25 protein-coding genes are annotated in these 22,964 nt (G+C 64.3%); 12 read left to right on the forward strand and 13 right to left on the reverse strand.

What is annotated here, in order from left to right; all coding sequences use genetic code 11:
• The first annotated feature begins 81 nt into the window (after positions 1-81).
• Entirely contained in the window at positions 82-975 is an 894-nt protein-coding gene (locus tag C444_RS15805; protein WP_049909559.1) for a CBS domain-containing protein, read from the forward strand.
• A 123-nt stretch (positions 976-1,098) separates the two neighbouring features.
• Positions 1,099-1,833 (forward strand): GNAT family N-acetyltransferase, encoded by a 735-nt coding sequence (locus tag C444_RS15810; protein ID WP_004594011.1) that lies wholly within the window; start codon positions 1,099-1,101, stop codon positions 1,831-1,833.
• A gap of 21 nt (positions 1,834-1,854) precedes the next feature.
• On the opposite strand, the gene C444_RS15815 is transcribed toward C444_RS15810, so the two are convergent.
• From C444_RS15815 to C444_RS15830, 4 genes are all read right to left on the reverse strand, one after another.
• The gene (locus C444_RS15815) at positions 1,855-2,901 is read right to left on the reverse strand and encodes a hypothetical protein (protein ID WP_004594012.1); all 1,047 of its coding nucleotides are present in this window, start codon (positions 2,899-2,901) and stop codon (positions 1,855-1,857) included.
• Between the two features lie 120 nt (positions 2,902-3,021).
• Entirely contained in the window at positions 3,022-3,588 is a 567-nt protein-coding gene (locus C444_RS15820) for a magnesium transporter (protein WP_004594013.1), read from the reverse strand.
• Positions 3,589-4,167 (reverse strand): magnesium transporter, encoded by a 579-nt coding sequence (locus tag C444_RS15825; protein WP_004594014.1) that lies wholly within the window; start codon positions 4,165-4,167, stop codon positions 3,589-3,591.
• Positions 4,168-4,222: 55 nt separating this feature from the next.
• Positions 4,223-5,074, reverse strand: a complete 852-nt coding sequence (locus C444_RS15830; RefSeq protein ID WP_004594015.1) for a DUF7537 family lipoprotein — start codon at positions 5,072-5,074, stop codon at positions 4,223-4,225.
• 131 nt (positions 5,075-5,205) lie between these two features.
• Between C444_RS15830 and C444_RS15835 the strand changes: the two genes are divergently transcribed.
• The 6 genes from C444_RS15835 to C444_RS15860 all read left to right on the forward strand — a co-directional run bounded on the left by C444_RS15835 (position 5,206) and on the right by C444_RS15860 (position 10,935).
• On the forward strand, positions 5,206-6,597 hold the full coding sequence (locus C444_RS15835) for a substrate-binding protein (RefSeq protein ID WP_004594016.1): 1,392 nt from the start codon (positions 5,206-5,208) through the stop codon (positions 6,595-6,597).
• 132 nt (positions 6,598-6,729) lie between these two features.
• Positions 6,730-7,668, forward strand: a complete 939-nt coding sequence (locus C444_RS15840) for a branched-chain amino acid ABC transporter permease (RefSeq protein ID WP_049909568.1) — start codon at positions 6,730-6,732, stop codon at positions 7,666-7,668.
• Positions 7,665-8,756, forward strand: coding sequence for a branched-chain amino acid ABC transporter permease (locus C444_RS15845; RefSeq protein WP_004594018.1), 1,092 nt, complete (start codon positions 7,665-7,667; stop codon positions 8,754-8,756). Before C444_RS15840 ends, C444_RS15845 begins: the two co-directional genes overlap by 4 nt.
• Positions 8,753-9,511 carry an ABC transporter ATP-binding protein gene (locus C444_RS15850; protein ID WP_004594019.1) on the forward strand — a complete coding sequence of 253 codons (759 nt, stop codon included), beginning with the start codon at positions 8,753-8,755 and terminating at the stop codon, positions 9,509-9,511. Before C444_RS15845 ends, C444_RS15850 begins: the two co-directional genes overlap by 4 nt.
• The gene (locus C444_RS15855) at positions 9,508-10,251 is read left to right on the forward strand and encodes an ABC transporter ATP-binding protein (RefSeq protein ID WP_004594020.1); all 744 of its coding nucleotides are present in this window, start codon (positions 9,508-9,510) and stop codon (positions 10,249-10,251) included. The genes C444_RS15850 and C444_RS15855 overlap by 4 nt, the downstream gene beginning before the upstream one ends.
• Positions 10,252-10,935: a thioredoxin family protein gene (locus tag C444_RS15860; protein ID WP_004594021.1), complete on the forward strand. Its 684-nt coding sequence runs from the start codon at positions 10,252-10,254 to the stop codon at positions 10,933-10,935.
• A gap of 8 nt (positions 10,936-10,943) precedes the next feature.
• Here the strand turns inward: C444_RS15860 and C444_RS15865 are convergent, their stop codons facing one another.
• On the reverse strand, positions 10,944-11,342 hold the full coding sequence (locus C444_RS15865) for a universal stress protein (RefSeq protein ID WP_004594022.1): 399 nt from the start codon (positions 11,340-11,342) through the stop codon (positions 10,944-10,946).
• Positions 11,343-11,450: 108 nt separating this feature from the next.
• Positions 11,451-12,863: a signal recognition particle protein Srp54 gene (locus C444_RS15870; RefSeq protein WP_004594023.1), complete on the reverse strand. Its 1,413-nt coding sequence runs from the start codon at positions 12,861-12,863 to the stop codon at positions 11,451-11,453.
• A gap of 261 nt (positions 12,864-13,124) precedes the next feature.
• Between C444_RS15870 and C444_RS15875 the strand changes: the two genes are divergently transcribed.
• The 3 genes from C444_RS15875 to C444_RS15885 are packed head-to-tail and all read left to right on the forward strand — an operon-like array spanning position 13,125 to position 15,162.
• Entirely contained in the window at positions 13,125-14,033 is a 909-nt protein-coding gene (locus C444_RS15875; RefSeq protein WP_004594024.1) for an AEC family transporter, read from the forward strand.
• Between the two features lie 48 nt (positions 14,034-14,081).
• Entirely contained in the window at positions 14,082-14,456 is a 375-nt protein-coding gene (locus C444_RS15880; protein ID WP_004594025.1) for a cupin domain-containing protein, read from the forward strand.
• Between the two features lie 55 nt (positions 14,457-14,511).
• On the forward strand, positions 14,512-15,162 hold the full coding sequence (locus tag C444_RS15885) for a bifunctional 4-hydroxy-2-oxoglutarate aldolase/2-dehydro-3-deoxy-phosphogluconate aldolase (protein ID WP_004594026.1): 651 nt from the start codon (positions 14,512-14,514) through the stop codon (positions 15,160-15,162).
• Positions 15,163-15,213: 51 nt separating this feature from the next.
• Here C444_RS15885 and C444_RS15890 read toward each other — a convergent pair whose 3' ends face one another.
• From C444_RS15890 to rpl18a, 6 genes are all read right to left on the reverse strand, one after another.
• Complete coding sequence (locus C444_RS15890) at positions 15,214-15,690, reverse strand: hypothetical protein (protein ID WP_004594027.1); 477 nt, start codon at positions 15,688-15,690, stop codon at positions 15,214-15,216.
• Between the two features lie 549 nt (positions 15,691-16,239).
• Positions 16,240-17,838, reverse strand: coding sequence for a Coenzyme F420 hydrogenase/dehydrogenase, beta subunit C-terminal domain (locus tag C444_RS15895; protein WP_193363358.1), 1,599 nt, complete (start codon positions 17,836-17,838; stop codon positions 16,240-16,242).
• Positions 17,831-19,570 (reverse strand): nitrite/sulfite reductase, encoded by a 1,740-nt coding sequence (locus C444_RS15900; RefSeq protein ID WP_004594029.1) that lies wholly within the window; start codon positions 19,568-19,570, stop codon positions 17,831-17,833. The genes C444_RS15895 and C444_RS15900 overlap by 8 nt, the downstream gene beginning before the upstream one ends.
• A 230-nt stretch (positions 19,571-19,800) precedes the next feature.
• Positions 19,801-21,087: a signal recognition particle-docking protein FtsY gene (ftsY, locus tag C444_RS15905; protein WP_004594030.1), complete on the reverse strand. Its 1,287-nt coding sequence runs from the start codon at positions 21,085-21,087 to the stop codon at positions 19,801-19,803.
• Positions 21,088-21,093: 6 nt separating this feature from the next.
• Complete coding sequence (gene pfdA / locus C444_RS15910) at positions 21,094-21,555, reverse strand: prefoldin subunit alpha (protein ID WP_004594031.1); 462 nt, start codon at positions 21,553-21,555, stop codon at positions 21,094-21,096.
• The gene (gene rpl18a, locus C444_RS15915) at positions 21,555-21,728 is read right to left on the reverse strand and encodes a 50S ribosomal protein L18Ae (protein WP_004594032.1); all 174 of its coding nucleotides are present in this window, start codon (positions 21,726-21,728) and stop codon (positions 21,555-21,557) included. Before rpl18a ends, pfdA begins: the two co-directional genes overlap by 1 nt.
• 383 nt (positions 21,729-22,111) lie before the next feature.
• Between rpl18a and C444_RS22430 the strand changes: the two genes are divergently transcribed.
• Positions 22,112-22,276, forward strand: a complete 165-nt coding sequence (locus C444_RS22430) for a hypothetical protein (protein WP_004594034.1) — start codon at positions 22,112-22,114, stop codon at positions 22,274-22,276.
• 20 nt (positions 22,277-22,296) lie between these two features.
• On the opposite strand, the gene C444_RS15920 is transcribed toward C444_RS22430, so the two are convergent.
• Positions 22,297-22,962 (reverse strand): translation initiation factor IF-6, encoded by a 666-nt coding sequence (locus tag C444_RS15920; protein WP_004594035.1) that lies wholly within the window; start codon positions 22,960-22,962, stop codon positions 22,297-22,299.
• Between the last annotated feature and the right edge of the window lie 2 nt (positions 22,963-22,964).

The raw sequence follows: 22,964 nt of genomic DNA on the forward strand, positions 1-22,964 counted from the left end.
AATATCGGTGGCCGGCGACACAAGGGTGCCGGTGTTGTCGGGCGGACTGTTATACGTCTGCCATGTCTGGGTTCCGGTACGATGCTCGTCCCGCTACCAGTTAGAGATATTATGCGGACGCCGGTCAAAACAATCAGTCCCGACGCTCCGGTCATCGAGGCGGCCCAGCGCCTCCGCGACGAGGACATCGGCTCGCTCGTTGTCGAGGATGACGGCGGCTGCGTCGGCATCATCACGGAGAGCGATATCGTCGCCGTCACCGCAGCCGAGGGGGATACCAGAGCGCTGTCGGTCAGCGACGTAATGGCCGAGATGCTGGTGACGGTCACGCCCGACGTAGACATCGAAACGGCCGTGGATCGGCTGCGGACGAACAACATCAAGAAACTACCCGTCGTCGAGGACGGGTCTCTCGTCGGCATCGTCACGACGACCGACCTCTCGGACTACATCCCACACCTCTCACGGGCAAGGGGAGCGTTCGATGCCCAGTCCCAGCGAAAGCGGTTCACCCGGCCAGACACGCTGTACGAGAACGAGGACTGGGCGTTCGAGAGCTACGGGACCGCCGACGGTATCGATGTCGGTGACCACGTCCGGTTCAGCAAGACGATATCCGAGGCCGATGTGGAGGCCTTCGCCGAGGCCAGCGGCGACACGAACCGCCTCCACCTCGACGCGGAATTCGCGGACGGAACGCGCTTTGGCCGCCGGATCGCCCACGGAACGCTCGTTTCCGGCATCATCAGCGCCGCCCTAGCTCGCCTCCCCGGACTGACAATCTACCTTTCACAGGAGCTGAGCTATCAGGGACCCGTCGATATCGGCGAAGAGGTCACGGCCCGCTGTGAGGTCGTCGAGCGCATCAAGGACAACCGGTTCCGCCTGGCCACGGCCGTCGACGACTCCGAGGGGAACTGCGTCATCGAGGGCGACGCCGTCGTCATCTCCGACCCGATCCCAGATACGGCCTGAACTACCAGTTAAGCCCGTCTCGTCACGTTCGACCGGAACTGCTTACACAGAACTCTCACCACAGTTCCTGTTTTGTGTTACCAAATAACAATTGTTAATAATCTGCTAGTATATACACTCGATATGGACGCTGTCGAACGGCCGACATTCGAAACGAGCGCGGCGATGGAGGTGTACCAGTACGTCGAACGACACGGGACGGCGGCACGGCACAGGGTCCGTGAGATGGTGGACCTCTCTCCGGAAGCATTCGAGAAGGCCCTAACACATCTTCTGTCCAAGGGGTACATCGAAGACGACGGTGGGACCCTGACGCTGGCGCTCGATGTCGGTTCGGTCGAGCAACACACCACGGACGGGCTGACGTACACGATTCGGCCAGCCCACAACGATGACTTCGAAGGACTCGTCCAGACCATTCGGAACGTCTCAAGCGACGGGACGTACGTCGTCGCCGAGAGCGTCGCCGAGCAGTTGCTGTACGAGGACGCCGTCACGCGGCACAATACGGTCGAATCGAGAGTGTTCTTCGTCGCCACAGTCGATGGAGAGGTCATCGGCTGGTGCCACCTCGACATCCCGCAACTGGACAAGCTCCGCGAGACGGCCCAACTCACCGTCGGCGTCAAGGAGGAGCAGCGTGGCCAGGGCATCGGCAGCCAGCTCATGGAACGCGGGCTGGACTGGGCGAAGGCCAACGGCTACCGGAAGCTGTACAACAGCGTGCCGGCGATCACGGAGAACGCGATGGTGTTCCTCGAAGATCACGGCTGGCACACCGAGGGTATCCGCCGGAACCACTACACCGTCGACGGCGAGCAGGTCGACGAGGTGATGATGGCCTACACCTTCGAGTAGCGACGGGCCACCAGTCTCCCGCTACAGCAACACCACGAGCGCCAGCGCGATCCAGACGATTTTCAGTCCCGTGTTCACCACGATTACTTTCGAGCCGAACTCCCGGCCCCAGATGCCGTACTGGAACGGGATCGAGCGCTTGAACGTCGAGACGGCAAACGAGATGATACCACCGACGAGCATCGTCGCCACGGCGGTCCGGGCTGAAAAGGTCCCGTTCCGGATGAGCGGCGCGATGACCGTCGCCCCCGAGGTCGTATCGAGCGCATACGCAGCGATGACGGGGATGGCCGCGCCGGGCAGCCCCAGCAGCCCCGCGAACCCGTCGGCAGCGGCGGTCACGGAGGCCCCGTCGCTGCCAGCGAGAGCGAGGATTTCATCGCTGTAGGCAAGTAGTAGCGAGACGACGGCATAGATGGCTGCCAGTCGGGGCAGGATGTCCCGGACTTTCTCGGCCGTCGCGTCGAACGCCGTTCTGATGGCCGCTCTACGGCTGGACGGAGGTTCATCGAACACGTCGGCCGCGTCGTCGGCCGTCCCGCCATCCGGAGCCGGGCCCGCACCGGCGGTCGTCCGACCGACGTTGGACGCGTCCAGCAGCACCGCGCCGGCGGCGATGCCGGTCAGCGTAATCGCGAGCGCGATGAGTCCCCGCGTGGCGACGTACAGCACCCCGACGCGAAAGCCCAGTATGGGGATGAGAATCGGCGCGTAGAACGTGATGATGTGCTGTGCGAAGCCGAAGAACGTGTTGATGGTGACGGCGATTATCGTCGCGCGGTCGGACAGTACCCCGGACTCCCGGAAGTCGGCGAGCATCCCGTAGCCGGCGGTCGTCGACGCCGTCGTCGTCAGGATCGCGGTCCCGACCTCGTCCGGGAGGTTTGCCGGCGACGTGAGATAGCGCGAAACCACGGCGATTTTCTCGACCAGCCCGAACGCGACCGCCAGTTCCGCGAGGAACACGCCAAACGAGAGGAAGAACGTGATACGGAGAACCCGGACAGCGACCTCTCCGAGGACAGCGACCGCCGGGTGGCCGAGCACTGCGACAACGAACGACTGCACACTGAGACGTACGACTCTGGTCCGCAAATGCCCATCGATAGCGTCAGTCGCTTTCGGCGAAATGGCTGCCGGGCAGTGGCCATGTGGGGCGACGGCTACCGCAGTACCGACACCGACCCTTCACACAAGCACGCGAACAGCACCGAACAGCACCACCACGCCCAGCACGTCACAGACGTTCGTAACGACGGGGATGACTACGTCATCAGGGTCCAGTTCGAATCGGTAGGCCGCGTATGTCGTCACCGTCGTTACGAGGATAGCCAGCACCGCCAGCAGGCTCCCGCTGACGAGTGCGACGAGAACGACCGTCCGGAGCGGGAGTGCAGTGCCGCCGATGACGGCCTGGAGGAGCCACGCACCGGCACCGACAAGCGGGAACAGTGTCACCGCGAGCGCAAGCGTCGCGATGGCGTTACCGGCCAACCGGTCGTCAGTCGCTGTGAACGATAGGAGGCCGAGGTGAAACGCCGTCGAGAACCGCGCCGCGAGGATGCTGCCGAGGTTGCCCGCCATCCCGATTGTCACCGGGACGAGTACGAGCAACGACGGATACTGTAACAGTGTTCCCTCGAAGGTATCGAGCACGAGGCCGCTCCCGAGTTCGATAGCGGTGAGCACGATCAGAATGGGGAACATCGTTCGGACGATGCCCGGCACCGACCACTGGGAGGCGAACTCCGTCATTCAGCCACCTCCCAGCGCGAGGACGAGGCGGGTCGCGCCCAGCAGCGTCGCGATGCCGACCACGTCGCCCGTCGTCGTCACGACCGGACCGGCCAGCGTATCTGGATTGAGCCCGCGGCGGTAGCCGACGAACACGACCGAAACGACAGCGATGGTCAACAACAGCCCGGAGACGAAGCCCGCGATGAGCGCAATGGCGACAAGAGTCGCGAGCGGAGCCGATGGTCGCCCGACCATCGCGAGCAGGGCGACAGCCATCACCGCGGCAACCCCGCTGATGAGCACGCCGTTTGCCAGTGCCGCTGCGACGGCGGCGTTGATGCGGTCGTCGTCGAAAGAGAACCGCGGGTCGATAAGTCCCTGATGGAGTGCCGACCCCAGACGTGCGCCGAGCGAGCCGTAGACGTTCCCCCGAGTGGCGAGCAACGCCGGCACGAGCACGAGCAGTCCGGCGACGTCCTGTAGCTCCGCGTCCATGCCGCCGAGAACAACGCCCGCGAAGAGGCCACCGACCGCACTGAGCGCCAGCACCGGGAGCGCTTCCCGGTAGGCTTCGAGTGCCACCTCGCGGACAGTCATTGCAGGGCGAAGGACGGCGAGCGAAAAAAAGCCCCCTGATAGCGCTGGCGACGCCTCAGCCGGGAGTCGACCGCGCCCTGTCGTACCACGGCGGCGGCCCGACCGTCGTGTTCCCGACCGCTGTAAACCGGACCGTTCTGGTGACGGTGACTGGTTCGCCGGTGTCCGTGACTGTCGTGTATTCGGTCCGGTAGTCGCGGACAAGTCCTGACTGTGTGACGTGGGCGACGAGCGTCGCGTTCTCCCGAGATGTCCACGCTGTCGACGAGGTGTTTTCCCGCAGTCGGTCGCCCCTGACGACGTAGACGGTCCCGTCTGACTGCTGGGACTGCAGGGTCCGGGTATGGAACGGAGCAACAGTCCGAGTGACGTCAACGGCGGGACGACCGTTCAGCGCGGCGGCGTGGACCCAGTATCGCCACGTTCCGGCGTAGCTGTCCGGCGGGTCGTACTCGTTGTAGACCGTCTGGTTGTCGCGCACGAGTCGGCGGAGATACGTGTCGCCGTCGGACCAGAACGACGCGGTCGCCGGCGGCCGGCCGAGGAGTACCGGGGCTGCGTGCCCGCGGACGGAGATGTCCGTGAGGTACGTCCGGTTCGCGTCCAGCGCGACCTGGATTCGGAGGTGGGACCGCAACGACCCGTTTGCATATCTGACGGTCCGGTTCATCGTCAGTGTGTACCCGGTTCCGTTGAGACGGTCCCCATGTGCGGACCCGAGGAGGGATGGGCTGGTGACGCCCGTCGGTCCGACACCGGCCGGGTACGTAGTCGCAGCATCGGTTGGTACCGGAGCGGGCGTCACCGACGCCGACGATTCATCGCCGCCGCTGAACCCGAACCCCCCACAGCCCGCGGTAACGACGACGACGAGGACGAGTATCTGGCGGCCCTCATTCCCCGTCATGTTATATCAAACCACACAGTGGGCAATAAGGGTACGGATCGTCGGTTTGCCGGAACATATCAGTTCTCACATGTGAAATAGCTGATTAACCTACCGAAACTATTATGATAGATTGAACCACCGTATGGAACATGCCAACTAATGGCAGTTCGGTCAACCGACGACAGTTGCTGAAGAGTACGGGCGTCGCAGGTGTGGCAGGGCTGACGGGGCTGGCCGGTTGTTCCGGTGGCGACGGTGGCGATGGTGGTGGCGACGGTGGCGACGGAGGCGGTGACGGCGGCGATGGCGGCGACGACTATCCGTCGCTCGGTAACTTCCCCGTTGAGGGTGATACAGTCACGTTCGGGTTCAACGTTCCACAATCCGGACCCTACTCCTCTGAGGGGCAGGATGAACTCCGGGCGTACGAACTCGCACAGAAGCATCTCAATAACGGTGGTGGCTGGGTGGGCAGCTTCGAGGACCTCAGCGGCGACGGCGTCCTCGGGTACACGGTCGACTCGGTGAACGGCGACACGGCGACCGATGCCGATACCGCCCGACAAGCCGCTTCACGGATGATAAACCGGGATGACGTAGTGATGATTTCCGGCGGCTCCTCCAGCGCGGTGGCCATCGCCGTCCAGGGCCTCTGTCAGGAGCAGAACGTCATGTTCATGGCCTGCCTGACCCACTCGAACGACACGACCGGGAAAGACTGCGCCCGCTACGGGTTCCGGGAGATGTTCAACGCGTACATGACCGGACAGGCGCTCGCGCCGGTGCTCGAAAGCGAGTACGGCTCGGACAACTCCTTCTACCAGCTGTACGCCGACTACTCCTGGGGCCAGACCCAGCAGGACTCGATGAACCAGTTCCTCTCGGATATCGGCTGGGAAGAAGTCGACAGCGTACCGACGCCGCTCGGGACCAGCGACTTCTCATCGTATCTCTCGGAGGCCGCAAACAGCGGCGCGGACGTGCTCGTCCTGAACCACTACGGGCTGGACGGCGCGAACTCCGTCTCGCAGGCCGTTGATGCCGGTATCGACGAGGATATGGAGCTCGTCGTCCCGCTGTACAACCGCCCAATGGCACAGGCCGCCGGTGGGTCCATCGAAGGCATCTACGGGACGATTGCCTGGGACTCCCAGATCGACAACGAGGCGTCGAACGCGTTCACGCAAGCGTTCCAGGACGAGTACGACCGCATCCCATCCGGACCGGCACAGCTCGCCTACGCCCAGACGCTCCAGTACGCGGCCGCCGCCGAACGAGCGGGCACGTTCTACCCGCCGGAGGTCATCCGCCAACTGGAGGATTACGAGTACAGCAACATCGGCATGGGCCAGGAGACGATGCGTGCCTGCGACCACCAGGCCCAGCGGGACATTCCGGTTGCCCAGGGGCTGCCTGAGAGCGAACAGGGCGACGGTAACTTCATCGAGATTGTCGAGATCACCTCTCGAGACGACGTCGGATACGGGTGCGATTCCGGGCCAGCCGCGGAGTGCGAACTCGGCGAATACGGCGACGAATAGGTCATAATCCGGACAGGGGACCGTACCCCTCATGATTTATAGTGCATGAGGTTGCCTTACTTGATACACAAAAACTAGCATGATTAGGAATACGCAGATAGTACGAGCGGAGTGCAGTGGGGTGATTCCGGCGTGACGCTACTCGCGGATATCCTCACCATCTTACTGAACGGGTTACAACAGGGTGCGATTTACGTCCTGCTCGCGGTTGGACTGTCGATTATCCTCGGGACATTGAAGTTCGTGAACTTCGCCCACGGGGCGCTGTACCTCGTCGGCGCGTATCTGGGGCTGTTCATCACGGCGCAGGTCCCCCTGAACGACGGCCAGTTAGCGGAGTGGGGCATCCAGTCCTACGGCATCGGCCTGGGATTCATCGCCGCGCTGGTCATCGTGCCGATTGTCGTGTTCATTATCGGACTGCTGATGGAGCGGTTCATCGCACAGGCGTTCTACGACCGGCCCGACACCGACCAGATTCTCGTGACCTTTGGGCTCGCAATCATCGTCCAGGAACTGCTCCGGGCGATGCTCGGCGGGAACAGCCAGCCATTCCCACAGCCCTCGTGGGCATCCGGCCCCATCGCGCTGCCCGTGGTCGGGAACTTCCCGCGCTGGCGACTCGGCGTCATCGCGATTACGGCAGTCCTCGTCCTAGGCGTGTACGCCCTCGTCGAGTACACTGACTTCGGCCTCATCGTCCAGGCTGGTACCCTCGACGGCGAGATGGTTCGCCTCCTGGGAATTAAACTGAGCCGGCCGTACCTCGTCGTGTTCGGCATTGGTGCCGCACTCGCCGGCGTGGCCGGCGTCGTCGGCGGCCCGCTCGCGAACGTCAACCCCAATATCGGGACTGAACAGTTAGTGCCGGCGTTCCTGACCGTCGTCATCGGTGGCGTCGGGAAGATAGAAGGGGCCGTGGTAGCTGGACTGATGCTGGGCACGCTGCAGGTACTCCTCATCCAGACCGGCTACGCCGCCTGGAGCCAGGTCGGAATCTACGCGCTCGCGGCCATAATCCTGCTGGTGCGTCCGCAGGGGCTGCTGGGCTCGGAGGTGGATGTCTCATGAGCGACGAACCGCGCGACGCGACCGCCACGGCGGCGGCCGACGCCGACGCGGAGGTGACCGGCGGTCTCGGCGACCGCTGGGCTAGCTTCCGCGACCGGGAGATATCGACAGTCCTGCTCACCGTCATTGGTGTGGCTGTCTTCCCATTCCTGTTCAACAATTTCCTCGACGGCTACACGCAGCTGGCGACGCTAATGCTCATCTACGGCATCTTCGCCGTCGGGTTCGACATCCTGCTTGGCTACACCGGCCTGCTGTCGTTCGGTCACGCCGTCTTCTTCGGCGGCGCAGCGTACGCCGCCGGCATCTTCAGCGCGAGTGTCAGTAGCTCGCCGCTGCTCGTATTGTTCGCCGGTACGGCGTTTGCAGTACTGATGGCGTGGGTCGTCGGCTTCCTGTCGCTGCGCCGTGGCGGGATTTACTTCGCGATCCTGACGTTGACGTTCGGCCAGATGTCGTTCTACCTGGCGGCCTCGCCGCTGGCCTTCCTCACCAATGGTGAGAACGGCTTCACCTCTGTTGACATCGGCCACCTGCTGGGCGTTATCGACATCCACGGCGGGGTCCCGTTCCCGCTAACGATGCTGGTCGACAACATGCTGTACGTGTTCGTCGCCGTCATGACGGTGCTGTCAGTCGCGATGGCGAACCGTATCCTGCACTCGCCGTACGGAACCGTGTTCCGTGCGATTCGGGAGAACGAGCGGCGGGCGGAGTTCGTCGGGCTGGACGTCTGGCGGTACAAGCTGATGGCGTTTATCATCTCGGCGGCCTTCGCTGGCATCGCCGGAAGCCTGTTCACCATCGAAGGAAACTACGTGCCCCTGCAGTCGCTGTACTGGACCGAGTCCGGTCGTATCGTCATCATGACCGTGCTCGGCGGNGTCGGTTCGCTGTTCGGGCCGCTGTTCGGCGCTGGCCTGTACCTGTACATCGAAAACATCGTCAGCGGGTTCGAGACGATCGGCCCGTTCTGGCACCTCATTCTCGGCATCGTGTTCGTCGTCGCTGTCGTCCTCTTCCCGAACGGTATCTGGGGCGGTATCGACTACGTTCGTGACATGGTCGTCGGAGGTGAAGACGAATGACTGTCCTCAAAACCGAGCAACTCACCAAGCAGTTCGGCGGCCTCACGGCCGTCGACGAGGTAGATCTGGAGATAGAACAGGGCGAGGGGGTAAGCCTCATCGGCCCCAACGGCGCGGGGAAATCGACGTTCATCAACCTCGTCACCAGGCGGCTCGAACCGAGCTACGGCGAGATCGCGTTCCAAGGTGATTCCATCATCGGGATGGACCCACACGAGGTCGTCCAGCGAGGGATGAGCAAGTCCTTCCAGACAGCCTCTATCTTCCCCGAGCTAACCGTCAAGGAGAACGCAACCATCGCGGCGCTGGCGGCCGAGCACGGCTCGTTCCGGTTCAACTTCTTCCGGAATCAGAACAGCTACCCGGCGGTCGATGAACTGGCGAACGAGGTCCTCGAATCGGTCGGTCTGTACGGCGAGCGGGAGAACCAGGCTGATAGCCTCGACTACGGGAACAAGCGCCGGCTCGAACTCGGCATCGCACTGGCCGCCGAGCCGGACATGCTGCTGATGGACGAGCCGACGGCGGGAATGTCGCCCGACGAGACGAAATCGACCGTCGACCTCATCAAGCGGGTCAAGGAGGAACTCGACCTGACGTTCCTGCTTGTCGAACACGACATGGAGATCGTCTTCGACATCTCCGACCGCATCGTCGTCCTCAACCGCGGATCGGTTATCGCGGAGGGGACGCCGACGGAGGTACAGAACGACCCCGCTGTGCAGGAAGCGTACCTGGGAGGTGTCGAGGAATGACGCTGCTCGACGTGGACAACATCAACGGCTACTACGGCGAGAGCCACATCATTCAGGACGTGTCGATGAACGTCGACGATGGCGAGATCACGGCCTTACTGGGCCGTAACGGGGCGGGGAAAACCTCGACGCTCCGGTGTATCTCCGGGGCGACGCCCCCGGACGTCCGGAGCGGCACGATCCAGTTCGACGGGACGAATATCACAAACGAGCCGCCGGAGGATATCGCCGTCCGCGGCATTTCGCTGGTCCCGGAGGAACGGCGCGTGTTCACTGACCTGACTGTCGCCGAGAACCTCCACCTCGCGGACACCGTCCGCAACAAGTCGAACACCTGGCGGCGGAAGCTCGATTTCCGCGACGAAGGGATGTCGACGGCGGAGATCTACGAGTACTTCCCGAGACTCGACGAGCGACGCTCCCAGAAGGCCGGCACGCTCTCGGGCGGCGAACAGCAGATGCTCGCCATCGCCCGCGCGCTCCACCAGAGCACCGACCTGTTGATGCTCGACGAACCGTACGAGGGACTGGCCCCGCAGATCATCGAATCCGTCGAAAACGCCATCGAACGCATCAGTGAGGACGGCACGACCATACTGCTGGTCGAGCAAAACGCCGTGGCGGCGATGAAAATCGCCGACCGGTGTTACGTGCTGGACCGCGGAGAAGTGGTCTTCGAAGGGCCCGCCGAGGAACTACAGCAGGATCAAGAAACGCGGGACAAATATCTGGGTGTCTGAATGTCGGAAACACAATCTGCCGAAGCGCTACTCGACGCACTGGAGTCGGAAGATGTCGTCGTCATCGACGCGGAAACGGACGAAGTCAGCACGACGAAAGCGTTCGAGGCCGACCGCGAGGTGTACTACGACACCTACGTGACGATGGGCGACGCGGAGTTCCACGAGTCTGTCGCCGAGGTATTCGGCCTCGGTTCAGCCGCCGAAGCGGCCGAGCGTGTCGACGAACTCGACGTGTCGCGCGAGGAGTTCGCCACGTTCCTGACCCTGCGGTCGAACGTCGAGGACTCCTACACCACCGCGGAACTGACGACGATGGCACAGATGGCGACCGAACTGGGGCCGGAGACGCCGGTCCCCGACGGCGTCGAACATCTGGACGACGACAGCTACGAGGCCTTCGTCGACGCCCACGACCGGTGTGTCGTTACCGTGTGGAAACTGTTCTGTGACCCCTGCGAAGCGATGAAAGAGCAGTTAGACGACGTGCTGGCCGCGTTCCCGGACGGCGTCCCGGTCGGCGGCGTCGCCGGTGAGCGGTCCCCGGAGTTCTGTCAGTCGGCCGGGGTCAACGCGGCGCCCGCGTTCGTGCTGTTCGAGGACGGCGAACCCGTCGAGCGGATCACCGGCCGGACTGACCCGTCGGCGCTCGCCGCGCGGGTCGAAGAAGTGTACGGCAACTAACTGCGGCGTTACTCTTCTTCGCCGCTGCAGACCAGCACGGACCGGTCCGTGCCCAGAATCACGCTCTGTGTGACGCTGCCGAACAGCACCTTGCCCGTCGGCGTCCGCTTGCGGCCGGCGACGACGATCATGTCGGCGTCCTGCTCGTCGGCCAGTCGAAGGATCGCGTCGGCCGGCTCGCCGCTTGACTCTTCCAGAGCCACCTCGACGCCAGCGTCCTCGAGGACTTCTCGTGCCCGGCGCACGGAGGCCACCTGATCGACGGACGCGCCTTCGGGGTTCTCCTCGAAGTCGTGTAGCAGCGTGACACGGACCTGGCTTGCGTCCATCGGAACTTCGGTTATCGCTTCCGCGATGGCAGTCCCACGAGCCTCACTTTTGTCTATCCCAGCGACAATTTCGTACATGCTCGCTTCATCCGTAGGACGGGCCAACCCTTAGTTCTGGCCCGGATTTCGAATATAAATCATCAAAATCACGCCGGGTATCACAGCTCGCAGGTCGGCGCGGCGGCGTCAGTCGCCGAACGGCCCCATACCGCCGCCACCCATGCCGCCCATACCGCCGCCACCGCCGCCACCGCCCTGCTGCATCTGTTTCATCATCCGCTCCATGTCGCCGTCGCCCATGCCCTGGAACTGCTTGAGCATCTGCTCCATCTGCTTGTGCTGCTGGAGGAGTTCACGCACCCGCTCCTCGGGCTTGCCGGACCCACGGCAGATACGCCTGGTCCGGGACTGGCCGACGACGCGGGGGTTCTCCAGTTCCTCTTCTGTCATCGAGTCCATGATGACGTCGAAGTCCCGCATCCGCTCCTGGGTCACATCCATCGCGTCGTCCGGGAGCTGGTCCATCAGTCCGCCGCCCAGACCGGGGATCATGTCCATCACCTGGTCGAGCGGCCCCATGTTGTTCATCGTCTGCATCTGCTTGCGCATGTCCTTGAGAGTGAACTGCCCCTCCAGCATGTCCTCGGGGTCCCAGTCCTCCTCGTCGCCTTCCTGGGTTTCCTCCATCGCACGCTCGACCCGTTCGGTGAGCTGTTTGAGGTCGCCCATGCCGAGCAGTCGGGAGATGAACCCGGAGGGCTCGAACCGCTCGATATCCTTGACGGTCTCCCCGGAGCCGAGGAAGGCGATGGTTGAGTCCGTCTCGTTGACGGCGGCGAGCGCGCCCCCACCTTTCGCCGTCCCGTCGAGCTTCGTGATGACGACGCCGTCGATGCCGATAGCGGCCTCGAAGTCGGCGGCCTGGCTCTTTGCGCTCTGGCCCATCGCCGCGTCCAGCACGAGCAGGTCCCGGTCCGGCTGGACCTCTTGCTCGATGCGCTCGATCTGTTCGATAAGCTCCTCGTTCAGGCCGTCACGGCCCGCCGTGTCTACGATGCGAACGTCCGCGTTCTCCGTCGCTTCCAGCCCGTCGCGGGCGATCTTCACCGGGTCGTCCTCGTCGGGGTCGCCGTAGAAGTCCACCTCGGCGCGCTCGGCCATCTCCTTGGACTGGTCGTACGCGCCGGGTCGGTCCGTGTCGGTCTGGATGATGGCCGGCCGGAGCCCTTTCGTCGAGAACCACCACGCCATCTTCGCGGCCGTCGTCGTCTTCCCTGAGCCGTACAGGCCGGCGAGCATGATGGTCTGCTCTTCCAGCGGAAGTTCGGTCGACTCGCCGACGAGGTCGACCAGTTCCTCGTAGACGATTCGCAGGACCCAGTCCCGCGGCGTCGTGCCCGCCGGGGGTTCCTCCTCCAGCGCCCGCGTCTCAATACTGTCGGAGAGATCCTGAACGAGCCCGACGTCCACGTCGGCCTGCAGCAGCGACCGCTGAATCTCCTTGACGATGTCCTCGATGTCCTCCTCGGAGAGCCGGGACTTCCCCCGGAGGTCATCAAGTGTCCCCCGGAGCGAACTCCCAAGATCGTCGAGTACCATTGTTAGCGCGAGATACGCGACGGCGCGGGTAAAGGCTTGTTGTCATGCTGTCGCCCGCTAACCGCTGGGATGGCTGCCGTATCCGTTCGGTTGGGGTTGATTCGCTCACTGCTATCGGAGCGAGGCAGCATGCCAGGTCCAGCCCACTTTTCCGACCATCTTCGGGCGGGACGTGGTATCTGTGTGGACAGCATCTGCATGATTAATTCCACGCCTACCGGTGGCGAAAGGGTCAAAAGGTCGAACCGACTGGTCGACAATATGGGCGTTCTCGGGCAGCTCGGATTCATGATCACCTTTCTTTCGGTGGGCGTCGCCGCCGGCCACCTCGGGCTGTTGACCGAGCGACGGACGGATATCCTCACCACACTCGTCTTTACTGTCGCGCTGCCGGCACTCATATTCCGGTCCACGTATGACCGCCCGCTACGGGAGATCATTTCGCCGGCGCTGCTCGGGGGGTTCTGGACCGTCATCGTGCTGACGGTCCTCCTGGGCTGGCTCGTCCACCGACGACTGGAATCGGCGAGTCGCCGGAGCGTGTCGGTCGTCCAGTCGTACCACAGCAACATGGGGTTTCTCGGCCTCCCGCTGGTGGCGGAAACGATGGGTAGCGACGCGACGGCCGTTGCCAGCGTCATCCTCGGGATCGGCGCACTCACACACGTCCCGGTGACGGTGTTTCTGCTGGTCCGCATCAACGGCAGCGACGCCTCGCTGCTGGGCGAGTGCAAGAAGCTCCTCACAAACCCGGTACTCATCGCGCTCGGGGCCGGTATCGCGGCGTCAGTCCTGTCGGTGTCGGTCCCGGAGACACTCGTCCGGGCGCTCGCGCTGCCGGCGGAACTAGCGCTGCCCGTCGCGTTGCTGTGTATCGGCGCGACGCTGGATACGGACCTCCCGCTGTCGGACGTACAGGAGACTGCCAGCGTGGTCGGGCTGAAGGTGCTGTGGATGCCGGCGCTGGCGTGGCTGGTCTACTCTTCGCTATCGATGGACGCGACGGCGCTCGGCGCGGCGGTCGTGATGTTCGGCGCACCCACCGCCGTCTCGACGTACGTCTACACGACGGAGCTGGGCGGGGACGCGGCGTTTGCCTCACTGAACGTCTTCACCTCGACGGTGGCCTCCATCGGAACGCTCTCCGTGCTGATCTGGCTGTTCGGCTGACGCCCCGCCGTGGCCACGCTTTTGCCCGCCGACGCCCCCACCGACGATATGGGCTATCATCAGATCGACCCACAGGACCTGCCGGAAGCCGAGGACTACCCCTGTGACCGGCGCGGTATCTCCGACGCCGCCGAACTCCACGCGGTGCACGCGGCCACCTACGAGATGGCACCCGGCGAGGACCTCTCGCGGGCCTACCACTACCATGAGACGCGCGAGGAACTGTTCTACGTGCTCGACGGCACGCTCCACGTCGAAACGCCCGAGGGAGAGTACGTGGTCTCGTCCGACGAAGCGTTCGTCGCCGAACCGGAAAGCCCACACCGCGCGCACAACCCGGCCGACGCCGACGAGTCGGTAACCGTCCTGGGTGTCGGCGCGCCACCGACCGACATCGCGCGGCCGTACGACCCGGACGCGTAGCGAGTGGTCCGGCGGTTCAGACACGCTTTTCAGCCACCCCATCACAGTTGCGCCCATGACGAGCAAACAAGCGGTACAACAGGAACTGGTCGACAGCGGCGTGACGGCGGTCCTGCGTGGAATTCCCGAGGACAAGATGGTCGACGTGGCGACAGCCGTCCACGAGGGCGGCGTCACGGCGCTGGAACTGACGGCCGACGCGAAGCGCTGCTCGGACATGATCGCTGCCGTCGACAAGGCGCTCGACGACACCGATGCCATCATCGGGGCCGGCACGGTCATGGACGCCGCCGCCGCCCGAAACGTCATTGAGGCCGGGGCGGAGTTCGTCCTCGCACCGAACCTCAACGAAGAGGTCATCGACGTGTGTAATCGCGAGGGAGTCCTCGCTATCCCGGGCGTCATGACGCCGACGGAGGCCGCCGACGCGATGGAAGCGGGCGCGGACATCCTGAAGATGTTCCCGGCAAAAACGGTCGGACCGGACCACATCGGCGCGCTCCAGGGGCCGCTCGGTGACGTCCCGATTATGCCGACCGGCGGCGTCTCGACCGACAACGTCGACGAGTTCTTCGATGCCGGCGCGGTCGCCGTCGGCGCGGGCTCGGCGCTAGTCAACTACGAAGCCATCGAGAACGACGACATGGACGGGGTCCGCGAACAGGCCGCGGCGTTCGTCGACGCCGTCGAGGCCGCCCGAGAGTAGCAACAATCTCACCTAGCCGGTGAGAAAAAGATCCGGTACGGCGCGGCCGGCTTACTCTTCGGTTTCGTTCGCGGTCGTTTCGTTGCCTGTCTCGTTCCCGGTCGTACCGGTCTCATTGCCGGGCAGTTCAGTTTCGTTGCTAGGTATTTCGGTTTCGTTACTGGGTATGTCCGTTTCGTTGCCCGGAATATCCGTCTCGTTACCAGGCATTTCTGTTTCGTTGCCCGGGACCTCGGTATCGTTTTCGGGTATGTCGGTCTCGTTTCCGAGGGTGTCAGTCTCGCTTTCGCCGAGTTCCGTCTCGGTCTCCATTCCGGTTTCTTCCTCGGTCTGGATCTCAGTCTCGGCCTCTGTCTCTTCTTCGGTCATCATGTCGGTCTCTTCTTCCGTGGGCGTGCCCGGCCCCTCCGCGCCGCCACCGGGCGTCTCCGTCCCGCTGCCGTCGGAACCGCCACAGCCAGCGAGGGCCACGAGTGTGCCGCCCGCGAGTTTGAGTACGTTCCGCCGAGATTTGATCGGTCGTTCCATAGCGTTTCACCCAAGACCATCGGGGCAGTTTATGAATTACCTGCTAAGCGTCTGACGGAGAGCTGACAGAACTGGTTAGCCACACCCGAAGTCAGGGCCGGACCTCGGGGCAGGCATAAACTGTCCCACTCAGGCCATGATTGGTCGAGCGGCAGTATCAGATTGAGCTGCTCGGCGGGTCTCGCGGGGGAATACGGCTCGTAACGAAGCGGAGTTCGGTGTGCAACGCAAGGGGACTGCAAACGAGCAGTAACCATCCGGCTCACACTGCCGGGAGATTCTTATCCGACGCATAGTTCACGCCATTGCCGGAGTCGGCGAACGGGACAATCGCTTCGCTCTCCGTCTCGTGAGGGTTGTTTCCGCGGTTGGTTCCACGGGAAAGGCAGCCGGGCCGGCCATCTGCGACCACCGGCGTCGACAGTTCACACACAGCGGGTCCGGACAGGGTCGCCTTACCATCGGCTTCACGGTCAAAATCCGCTCGACCGCAGCTTAGCTACGGTATAACGTCACTGGAACGTACGGGAGAACCGCCTCTCGTTCCAGTCAGTGGTCGCTCTCGTGTGGATGGAGTTCGGTTCCGTAGTTCGCGGCGTGGTCGGCGTAGTCGATGAACCGGGGGGCGTCGGGGTCGAAGGGTCGTTGCAGCGCGTCGAAGGCCTTCTTCTTGTCCCAACCCTGTAGCTTGCCGACGGCGGAGCGGTCTTCGAGGTCGTGGTAGTCCAGGTCGGGCTCGGTCAGCTCCCAGGCCCGCAGGCCGGTTTCGGTCCGGACGATGACCGAGGAGTACTCGTCGCTGGATCCGACGGAACCGACTGTGAGGTCGGCGCAGTAGCCCGTGAAGTCGGCGCACTCGTCACAGCCCTTGAGCGCGGCGTCGTGGAAGTTCTCCACATCCTCTTCCAGGAGCATCTCGCCGTCCTCGCCGTACACCATCATCTTCCCGTGGAGCACGTCCATCTTGCCGATGTCCGCGCGGTCAATGCCGCGCTCCTCTTCGATGAGTTCGCCGATGAGCGAGTAGTAGTTGAAGTTCTTCGTGCACATCAGCGCGATGGTGTAGTCGATGGCGCGGACGCCGTCCTCCTGGGCGGCGTAGTCCCAGTCGAAGTCCTGCAGGGCGCGGATCCCCTCGATTTCACAGGGCGTGCCGACCAGCGCGAGCGAGGCCTCAGGCAGCGGCACGTCGAGTTTGTGCTCCCATTGCGTGAGGTCGAGGTTGCCCAGCGCGAGCGTCTGGTTGTAGAAGCTCCCGGCGTTCTCGATACACTCCTCGGGCGTCGTTGCGAGGAACGATTCGGCTTTCCACTCGGCGTCGTCGCTCTCGGTGGCGATGAGCGCGCCGTCGATTTCACCGGCTTCGAGCAGGTGACACAGCACCGAGGTCACGAGGCCGCCGTCCTGTGCGTTCTCGCGCCAGTGGTCCTCGACCTTCGCGGAGAACTCCGTGATGGGGTCGCCAGCGCCTTTGACGTTGTCGTCGCCGCCGGTGATCTTCCACTGGCGCTCGTAGCGGAGGCCGCCGCGGGGGCACATGTCCCAGCACAGCGAGCAGCCGGTGCACATCTTCACGAGTTTCGGCAGGTCGTCGTCGCCGATGCCGATGGAGTCGCTGGGACAGGCCGCGACGCAGGTCCCGCACTGGATACAGCGGTCGTCCTGGATGACGGCCTCGTCGAGTTCCATGAACCACGTCTTGCCCTCGGGCTCCTCGATATCGCTCATCTCCGAACGGATACCGTAGCCGGGCGTGTCGAGGTCGACGCCGTCGGGGACGTCGACCCGCTCGTCGGGCCGGCCGTCGTCGACGTTCTGACTGGACCCCGTCGCCGGTTCGGTGAACCGGATGGGCTTGAGTTTGCCGTCCGGTTCGACGTTCGCCGCGCCGGTCCCACCGTCCGGGCGGACCCGGCGCTCCTCGGTGTGGCCGTGACCGCTGTCGCCACCGCTACATCCGCAACTGGTCCCGCAGCCACAGTCGTCGTCTTGCCCGTCGTCCGGCACGCCGGGCATGGGCCGGCCGCCGTCGGTCACCAGCGGCGGGTCGGTATCGGTGCGGTCCGCAGGAGGATCAGGCGTCGACTCGGCGAACTCGGGCGCAACGTCGGCCGGCGCGACCTGCCGCCAGAAACGCCGGTCAGTCATCGTCGGCCACCTCCCCGCGACCGCTGCCATCCCCGTGTGCGACGCCACCGACGACGTTGGCGTCGGCCCGCTGCATCACCGCGCGGAGCCGGTCGTTGCCGACGCGACGGCACCACTCGTAGAACCGCTCGCCGTTGTCCCTGTCGTCGGCGTAGGCCTCGAACAGCTCCTCCAGCGCCGGAATGACGGCGTCCGCCGGGACGGCGTGTTCGACCCAGTCGAGGAACTCGTTATCCGCGCCGAGGCTCCCGCCCAGGCCAAAGTCCATCCCCTCGACGATATTGTCACCTTCTTCGTTGGTGGTCCCTTCGGGATCGTCGACCTGCACCGTCTCGCCCCGGAAGCCGATGTCGGCGATCTGTGGCTGGGCACAGGAGGCCGAGCAGCCGGACATGTGCATCCGGACCACGTTGATTTCCTCGGGCACGTCGATGCGGCGGTCGAGCGCCTTCGCCCACCGGCGGACGCGGTTTTTCGTCTCGATGATACCGTAGTTGCAGAACTCCGAACCGGTGCAGCCGACGGCTCCACGCGAGAACGGGCCGGGGTCGGGCTGGTACTTCCGGGCGAACGGCGTGTTCAACAGATCGCCGAGGTTTTGCTCGGGAACGTGCGTGACGAGGAAGTTCTGGTCAGTTGCTAGCCTGACTGAGGCGTCTTCGGTGCCGTACTCCCTCGCTGCGTGGGCCGCCCGCCGGAACTCGTCGCCGCCCATCCGGCCGGCGATGACGTTGAAGCCGACGTACTTCAGGCCGTCCTCGCGCTGGTCGTGGACGCCGACGTGGTCGCCGCGGTACCCCTCCGTGAGGTCGGTGCCGCGGGTCGGAAGGTCGACGGCACAACGGTCCCGGACTGCTTCCTCGAATTTCTCCGCGCCCATCTGCTGGACCAGATAGCGCATCCGGCAGACGCCGCGGTTGTTGCGGTCGCCCAGTTCCTTGAACGTCTGGGCGACGGCCCGACAGAATTCGACGGTGTCCTCCGGCGGCACGAACACGTCGAGGTCCGAGGCCATCCGCGGCCCGTCCGAGAGGCCGCCGCCGACCCTGACGTGGAAGCCGTAGTACTGCTCCCCGTCGATTTCGCGACGAGCAGGCGTCAGCCCCACGTCGTTGATCTGGGACTGGGCGCAGTCCTGTCGGCAGCCGGTGATCGTCAGCTTGAATTTCCGTGGGAGGTTCGCGTACTCCCGGTTCTTCGTGAAGAACTCCGAGACGGCGTCGACCACCGGCTGGGCGTCGAAGCACTCGTGGCCGTCCAGGCCGGCGGCGGGACAGCCGAGCACGTTCCGGGCGGAGTCGCCACAGCCCTGGACCGTCGTCAACCCGACCTCGTCGTAGCGCTGCCAGATCTCGGGCACGTCCTCGATCTCGATCCAGTGCATCTGGACGTCCTGCCGGGTCGTGATGTCGAGAAAGGCGTCACCCCAGATGTCGTTCTGCTCCTCGCCGCCGAATTCCTCGGGCGCGGTGGCGTACTCATCGGCCACCTCGCCGATGACTTCGGCCTGCTCCGGCGAGAGATAGCCCCCCGGGACCTTGGTCCGCATCATGAAGTAGCCGTCCTGGCGGCCGTGGGCGTACAGCCCGGCCCACTTCAGCCGCTCCCACTCGCCGTCACCGGCCCGGGCCTCGATCTCTTCGAAACTCAGCTCCTCGGCCGCGTACCGCTCGACGTCCTCGATGACGTCCAGCGGGTGCTTCTCCTGTTTCCATCGTTCAACTGTGTTCATCGGTGGCACACCACAATTTAGTGTGTATTGATAATGAATAACGGACGACTTCAACGCGCCCCTGCCGGCGAAAACGACCACACCTCCCTTTATTAGGCAATATTCACCGCCTTATTCGCGGTGCTGTCTCGTCGGACTAGCGCGGACTCTCTTGATTTGACACAATCAGGGCCGACAGGAGCCGCTCATGCCACGGAGGTAGCAGCAAAAATAACCGCGAAGTCCGAGGCCTACTCGCCGATGAGGCTGTCCACGATTTCCTCGGGGTCGAACGGTTCGAGGTCGTCGTAGTCCTGCCCGGTCCCCAGGAAGAGAATCGGCTTCCCGGTGACGTGGGCGACGGAGATCGCCGCGCCGCCCTGCGGGTCGGCGTCGGCCTTCGTCAGAATCGCCCCGTCGATCTCGGCCGCGTCGTTGAACTCGCGCGCCCGGTTGACGGCGTCCTGGCCCGCGACCGCCTCGTCGACGAACAGCGTCATGTCCGGGTCGATGTTGCGGTCGATCTTCTCCAGTTGGGCCATCAGGTCGTCGGAAGTGTGGAGTCGGCCGGCCGTATCGCCGAGTACCACGTCGATGTCGTTGGCCTTGGCGTACTCGACGGCGTCGTAGACGACCGCCGTCGGGTCCGACCCCTGCTCGTGGGTGATGATCTTCTTGCCGAGGTTCTCGGCGTGCTTTTCGAGTTGCTCGTTCGCGCCGGCGCGGTAGGTGTCGCCGTTGGCGAGCACCGTCGAGAGCCCGCGCTCCTCGAAGTACCGGGCGAGTTTCGCGATCGAGGTCGTCTTGCCGACGCCGTTGACGCCGGTGAACACGATGGTGACGGGCTTCTCTGCCTGCTGGACGCGCTCGTCGAAGTCGAACTGGCCGACGTTGATGACGTCGTACAGCGACTCCCGGAGCGCGTCCCGGACGAGGTTCCCCGTGCTGGAGAGCCGTCGTCGGGTCTGGCCCGTGAGGTTCTCCTTGACGCCGTCGAGAATCTCGTTGGCGACGCTCATCTCCACGTCGCTCGACAGCAGCGCCAGTTCGAGGTCGTCGAGGTGGCTCTGCAGGTCTTCCTCCTCGATAACCGTCTTCCCGGTGGCCATGAGCTTCGCCTTCGCAGCGAGGCCGCGGCCGCCGTCGTCCCCCTCTTCGGACGACGAATCGGCTTCAGACGCCGAGTCCGCCTCGGTCTCCGTGGCGTCGTCAGACTGCGAATCTTCGTCGGGGACCGCATCCCCGTCTTCGGCTGCCGGAGCCGACGCTGTGGCTGGCTCACCTATCGCCTCGGAGTCCGCCGACGGCGGTTCAGCGTCAGCCTGTGGCTGCTCGGTTTCGGCTGCCGGTTCCGCCGTGTCGCCGTCGGACGGCTGCACGTCCGTCGCGGGCTCGGATTCAGTCGGCTGATCGGCAGGCGCTTCCCCGTCCGCCTCGTCGGCGTCCGGTTCATCCTCGGCTTCGAGCGCATCGTCGTCGACGTCTTCCTCGACGTCACTCGTGAACCCGCTGAGTTTGTCCTTCAGTCCGTCGAACATGCGGCCTTACTCGTCTTCCTGCTCTTGCTGTTGCATCATCTGCTGCATCTGCTGCTGTTGCATCTGCTGGGCCTGCTGTTCGAGCTCCTCCATCTCGGTCTCGACTTCGGCCTTCTCTTCCTGCAGGTCGCTGATGTGGTCGTCCAGCGTTTCCTTCTTGGTTTCCAGCGTGCTGACAGCGCCGTCCTGCTCGCGCTCCGCGGAGTAGCCGCCGCCGAGGGAGACGACGACCTCGTCGATGTCCTCGATAGTCGCGCGGATGTAGGCGTCCCCGCCGAGCGGGACCTGCACCGTGGAACCGGAGTCCAGCGTCTCGATGGCCTCGATAGCCTCGTCGATGTCAGTCTGCTTCTCGCGGAGGCGTTCGATCTCCTCATCGATGGCATCGACTTCCTGCTCCATCTGCTCGATCTCCTGTGCGACCTGCTGCATCTGACCGCCACCGCCGCCACCGCCGCCACCGCCCATCATGCTGCCACCTCCTCGATCGTGATCTGCGTACGCTTGAGGTTGTGCTGGGAGCCGAAGTCGCTGTAAACGCGCTCCTCAGCGACGTTCTCGTTTGGCGCGTCGACCTCCTTCTCGAACTGCTGTGGGCCGTCTCGGGCCGGGAAACTACCGCGAACAGTGTACGTGCTCATACACGCAGATGCGGGCAGGGCAGGGAAGTATCTTCCCCTTCCGCCTTTTTCGAGTATCGCAGCTACCCGCAACAGAGCCGAGAAACACTCACCGCTATTCGGTCCGATCCGGCGGCATCCGAACCACCCAGAAACAGACGTTCCAGCTCCTATTCACTGGGTTCTGGTGCGTACACCATATCACCGCCACACTCCGGACAGGACGGGCGGAGTACACCTGTCGAGTAGTCGCACTTCCGGCAGACGAGACTGTTCTGGTCTTCCGCGGATGGTGTTCGCTGGACCATGTATGACATTTGGGAACACACCATATTATTCTTTGACACGAAGTATCATGGTCGGTAACCCCGACGGGTTTGTCGGGGCAGTCCCAACATGGGGCCATGAGCGAGACCACCTACCGGTGCCAGTGCGGTGCGACGCTGCGGTTCAGGCAGGACCTGACGCTGGACCGTGGCGTGACCAGCCGGTCCTGGGCGTGTGGTGACTGCGGACTGCCCGTTCCGGGCGTGGTGGCGGAGAAGCTCAGCCACCAGCATCCGTCCTGAGCGGTGAAAGAGAAATCGCGTCAGTCGATGTAGCCGAGCGCCTGATCGATACGGCCCAGTTCCGGGCCGGAGGTGTCCGAACCGCAGACGTAGCCGTGGTCGTTGGCGAGCAGCCCGGAGCCGACGAGCGGCCCACCGTAGTTGATGGTCCCGATGTCGGCCGGAACGTCGAGGATATCTTCAAGGGCGTCGAGTTCGCCGTCGGTGGCCTTCGGATGGCAGAGCACGCCCTTGTTGGTGGCGACGGCTGCGGTCCCGACGGTCGTGACGCCGGCGATGACGCCGCGTTCGACGGGCACGTCCAGCCCGTCCCTGATCGCCTGCACGGCGTCTCTGGGGAGGTCAGGGTGGACGTATGCGCCGTAGTCGTTACAGCAGACGACGTTGCCGGCGGCGTTGATCCGGCCGGGGAGCCGCGTCACGGGCACGTCGACGACGTCCTGAATCCGTTCGATCTCGGTCTCGCGGACGCGCTCGGAGACGACCAGCCCGTTCTCGTTACCGGTCGCGAGCGCGCCGACGGTCCCGGAGCGGCCGACGGTGGTCGGCACGGCCGGAACGCCGAGTTCGTCGCTCAGGTCGTCGAGCAGCGATTCGTCTAAGTCTGGGCGAACCAGCACGCAGTCGTCGGTCGCACGGGCGAACACACCCACGTACGACGACCCGGAGAAAGCCGCGCGGAGCAACG

The organism is Haloarcula japonica DSM 6131, from assembly GCF_000336635.1.
In the GTDB taxonomy this organism is placed as follows: Archaea; Halobacteriota; Halobacteria; order Halobacteriales; family Haloarculaceae; genus Haloarcula; species Haloarcula japonica.

Excerpts from the sequence above, each read along its gene's own strand:
- C444_RS15855 (WP_004594020.1), top strand. The coding sequence starts at position 9,508 with ATGACGCTGCTCGACGTGGACAACATCAACGGCTACTACGGCGAGAGC.
- ftsY (WP_004594030.1), bottom strand. The coding sequence starts at position 21,087 with ATGTTCGACGGACTGAAGGACAAACTCAGCGGGTTCACGAGTGACGTC.
- C444_RS15885 (WP_004594026.1), top strand. The coding sequence starts at position 14,512 with ATGACGAGCAAACAAGCGGTACAACAGGAACTGGTCGACAGCGGCGTG.
- C444_RS15875 (WP_004594024.1), top strand. The coding sequence starts at position 13,125 with ATGGGCGTTCTCGGGCAGCTCGGATTCATGATCACCTTTCTTTCGGTG.
- C444_RS15865 (WP_004594022.1), bottom strand. The coding sequence starts at position 11,342 with ATGTACGAAATTGTCGCTGGGATAGACAAAAGTGAGGCTCGTGGGACT.
- C444_RS15860 (WP_004594021.1), top strand. The coding sequence starts at position 10,252 with ATGTCGGAAACACAATCTGCCGAAGCGCTACTCGACGCACTGGAGTCG.
- C444_RS15900 (WP_004594029.1), bottom strand. The coding sequence starts at position 19,570 with ATGAACACAGTTGAACGATGGAAACAGGAGAAGCACCCGCTGGACGTC.
- C444_RS15820 (WP_004594013.1), bottom strand. The coding sequence starts at position 3,588 with ATGACGGAGTTCGCCTCCCAGTGGTCGGTGCCGGGCATCGTCCGAACG.
- pfdA (WP_004594031.1), bottom strand. The coding sequence starts at position 21,555 with ATGGGCGGTGGCGGCGGTGGCGGCGGTGGCGGTCAGATGCAGCAGGTC.
- C444_RS15825 (WP_004594014.1), bottom strand. The coding sequence starts at position 4,167 with ATGACTGTCCGCGAGGTGGCACTCGAAGCCTACCGGGAAGCGCTCCCG.
- C444_RS15890 (WP_004594027.1), bottom strand. The coding sequence starts at position 15,690 with ATGGAACGACCGATCAAATCTCGGCGGAACGTACTCAAACTCGCGGGC.
- C444_RS15850 (WP_004594019.1), top strand. The coding sequence starts at position 8,753 with ATGACTGTCCTCAAAACCGAGCAACTCACCAAGCAGTTCGGCGGCCTC.
- C444_RS22430 (WP_004594034.1), top strand. The coding sequence starts at position 22,112 with ATGAGCGAGACCACCTACCGGTGCCAGTGCGGTGCGACGCTGCGGTTC.
- C444_RS15835 (WP_004594016.1), top strand. The coding sequence starts at position 5,206 with ATGCCAACTAATGGCAGTTCGGTCAACCGACGACAGTTGCTGAAGAGT.
- C444_RS15895 (WP_193363358.1), bottom strand. The coding sequence starts at position 17,838 with ATGACTGACCGGCGTTTCTGGCGGCAGGTCGCGCCGGCCGACGTTGCG.
- rpl18a (WP_004594032.1), bottom strand. The coding sequence starts at position 21,728 with ATGAGCACGTACACTGTTCGCGGTAGTTTCCCGGCCCGAGACGGCCCA.
- C444_RS15830 (WP_004594015.1), bottom strand. The coding sequence starts at position 5,074 with ATGACGGGGAATGAGGGCCGCCAGATACTCGTCCTCGTCGTCGTCGTT.
- C444_RS15810 (WP_004594011.1), top strand. The coding sequence starts at position 1,099 with ATGGACGCTGTCGAACGGCCGACATTCGAAACGAGCGCGGCGATGGAG.
- C444_RS15870 (WP_004594023.1), bottom strand. The coding sequence starts at position 12,863 with ATGGTACTCGACGATCTTGGGAGTTCGCTCCGGGGGACACTTGATGAC.
- C444_RS15805 (WP_049909559.1), top strand. The coding sequence starts at position 82 with ATGCTCGTCCCGCTACCAGTTAGAGATATTATGCGGACGCCGGTCAAA.
- C444_RS15880 (WP_004594025.1), top strand. The coding sequence starts at position 14,082 with ATGGGCTATCATCAGATCGACCCACAGGACCTGCCGGAAGCCGAGGAC.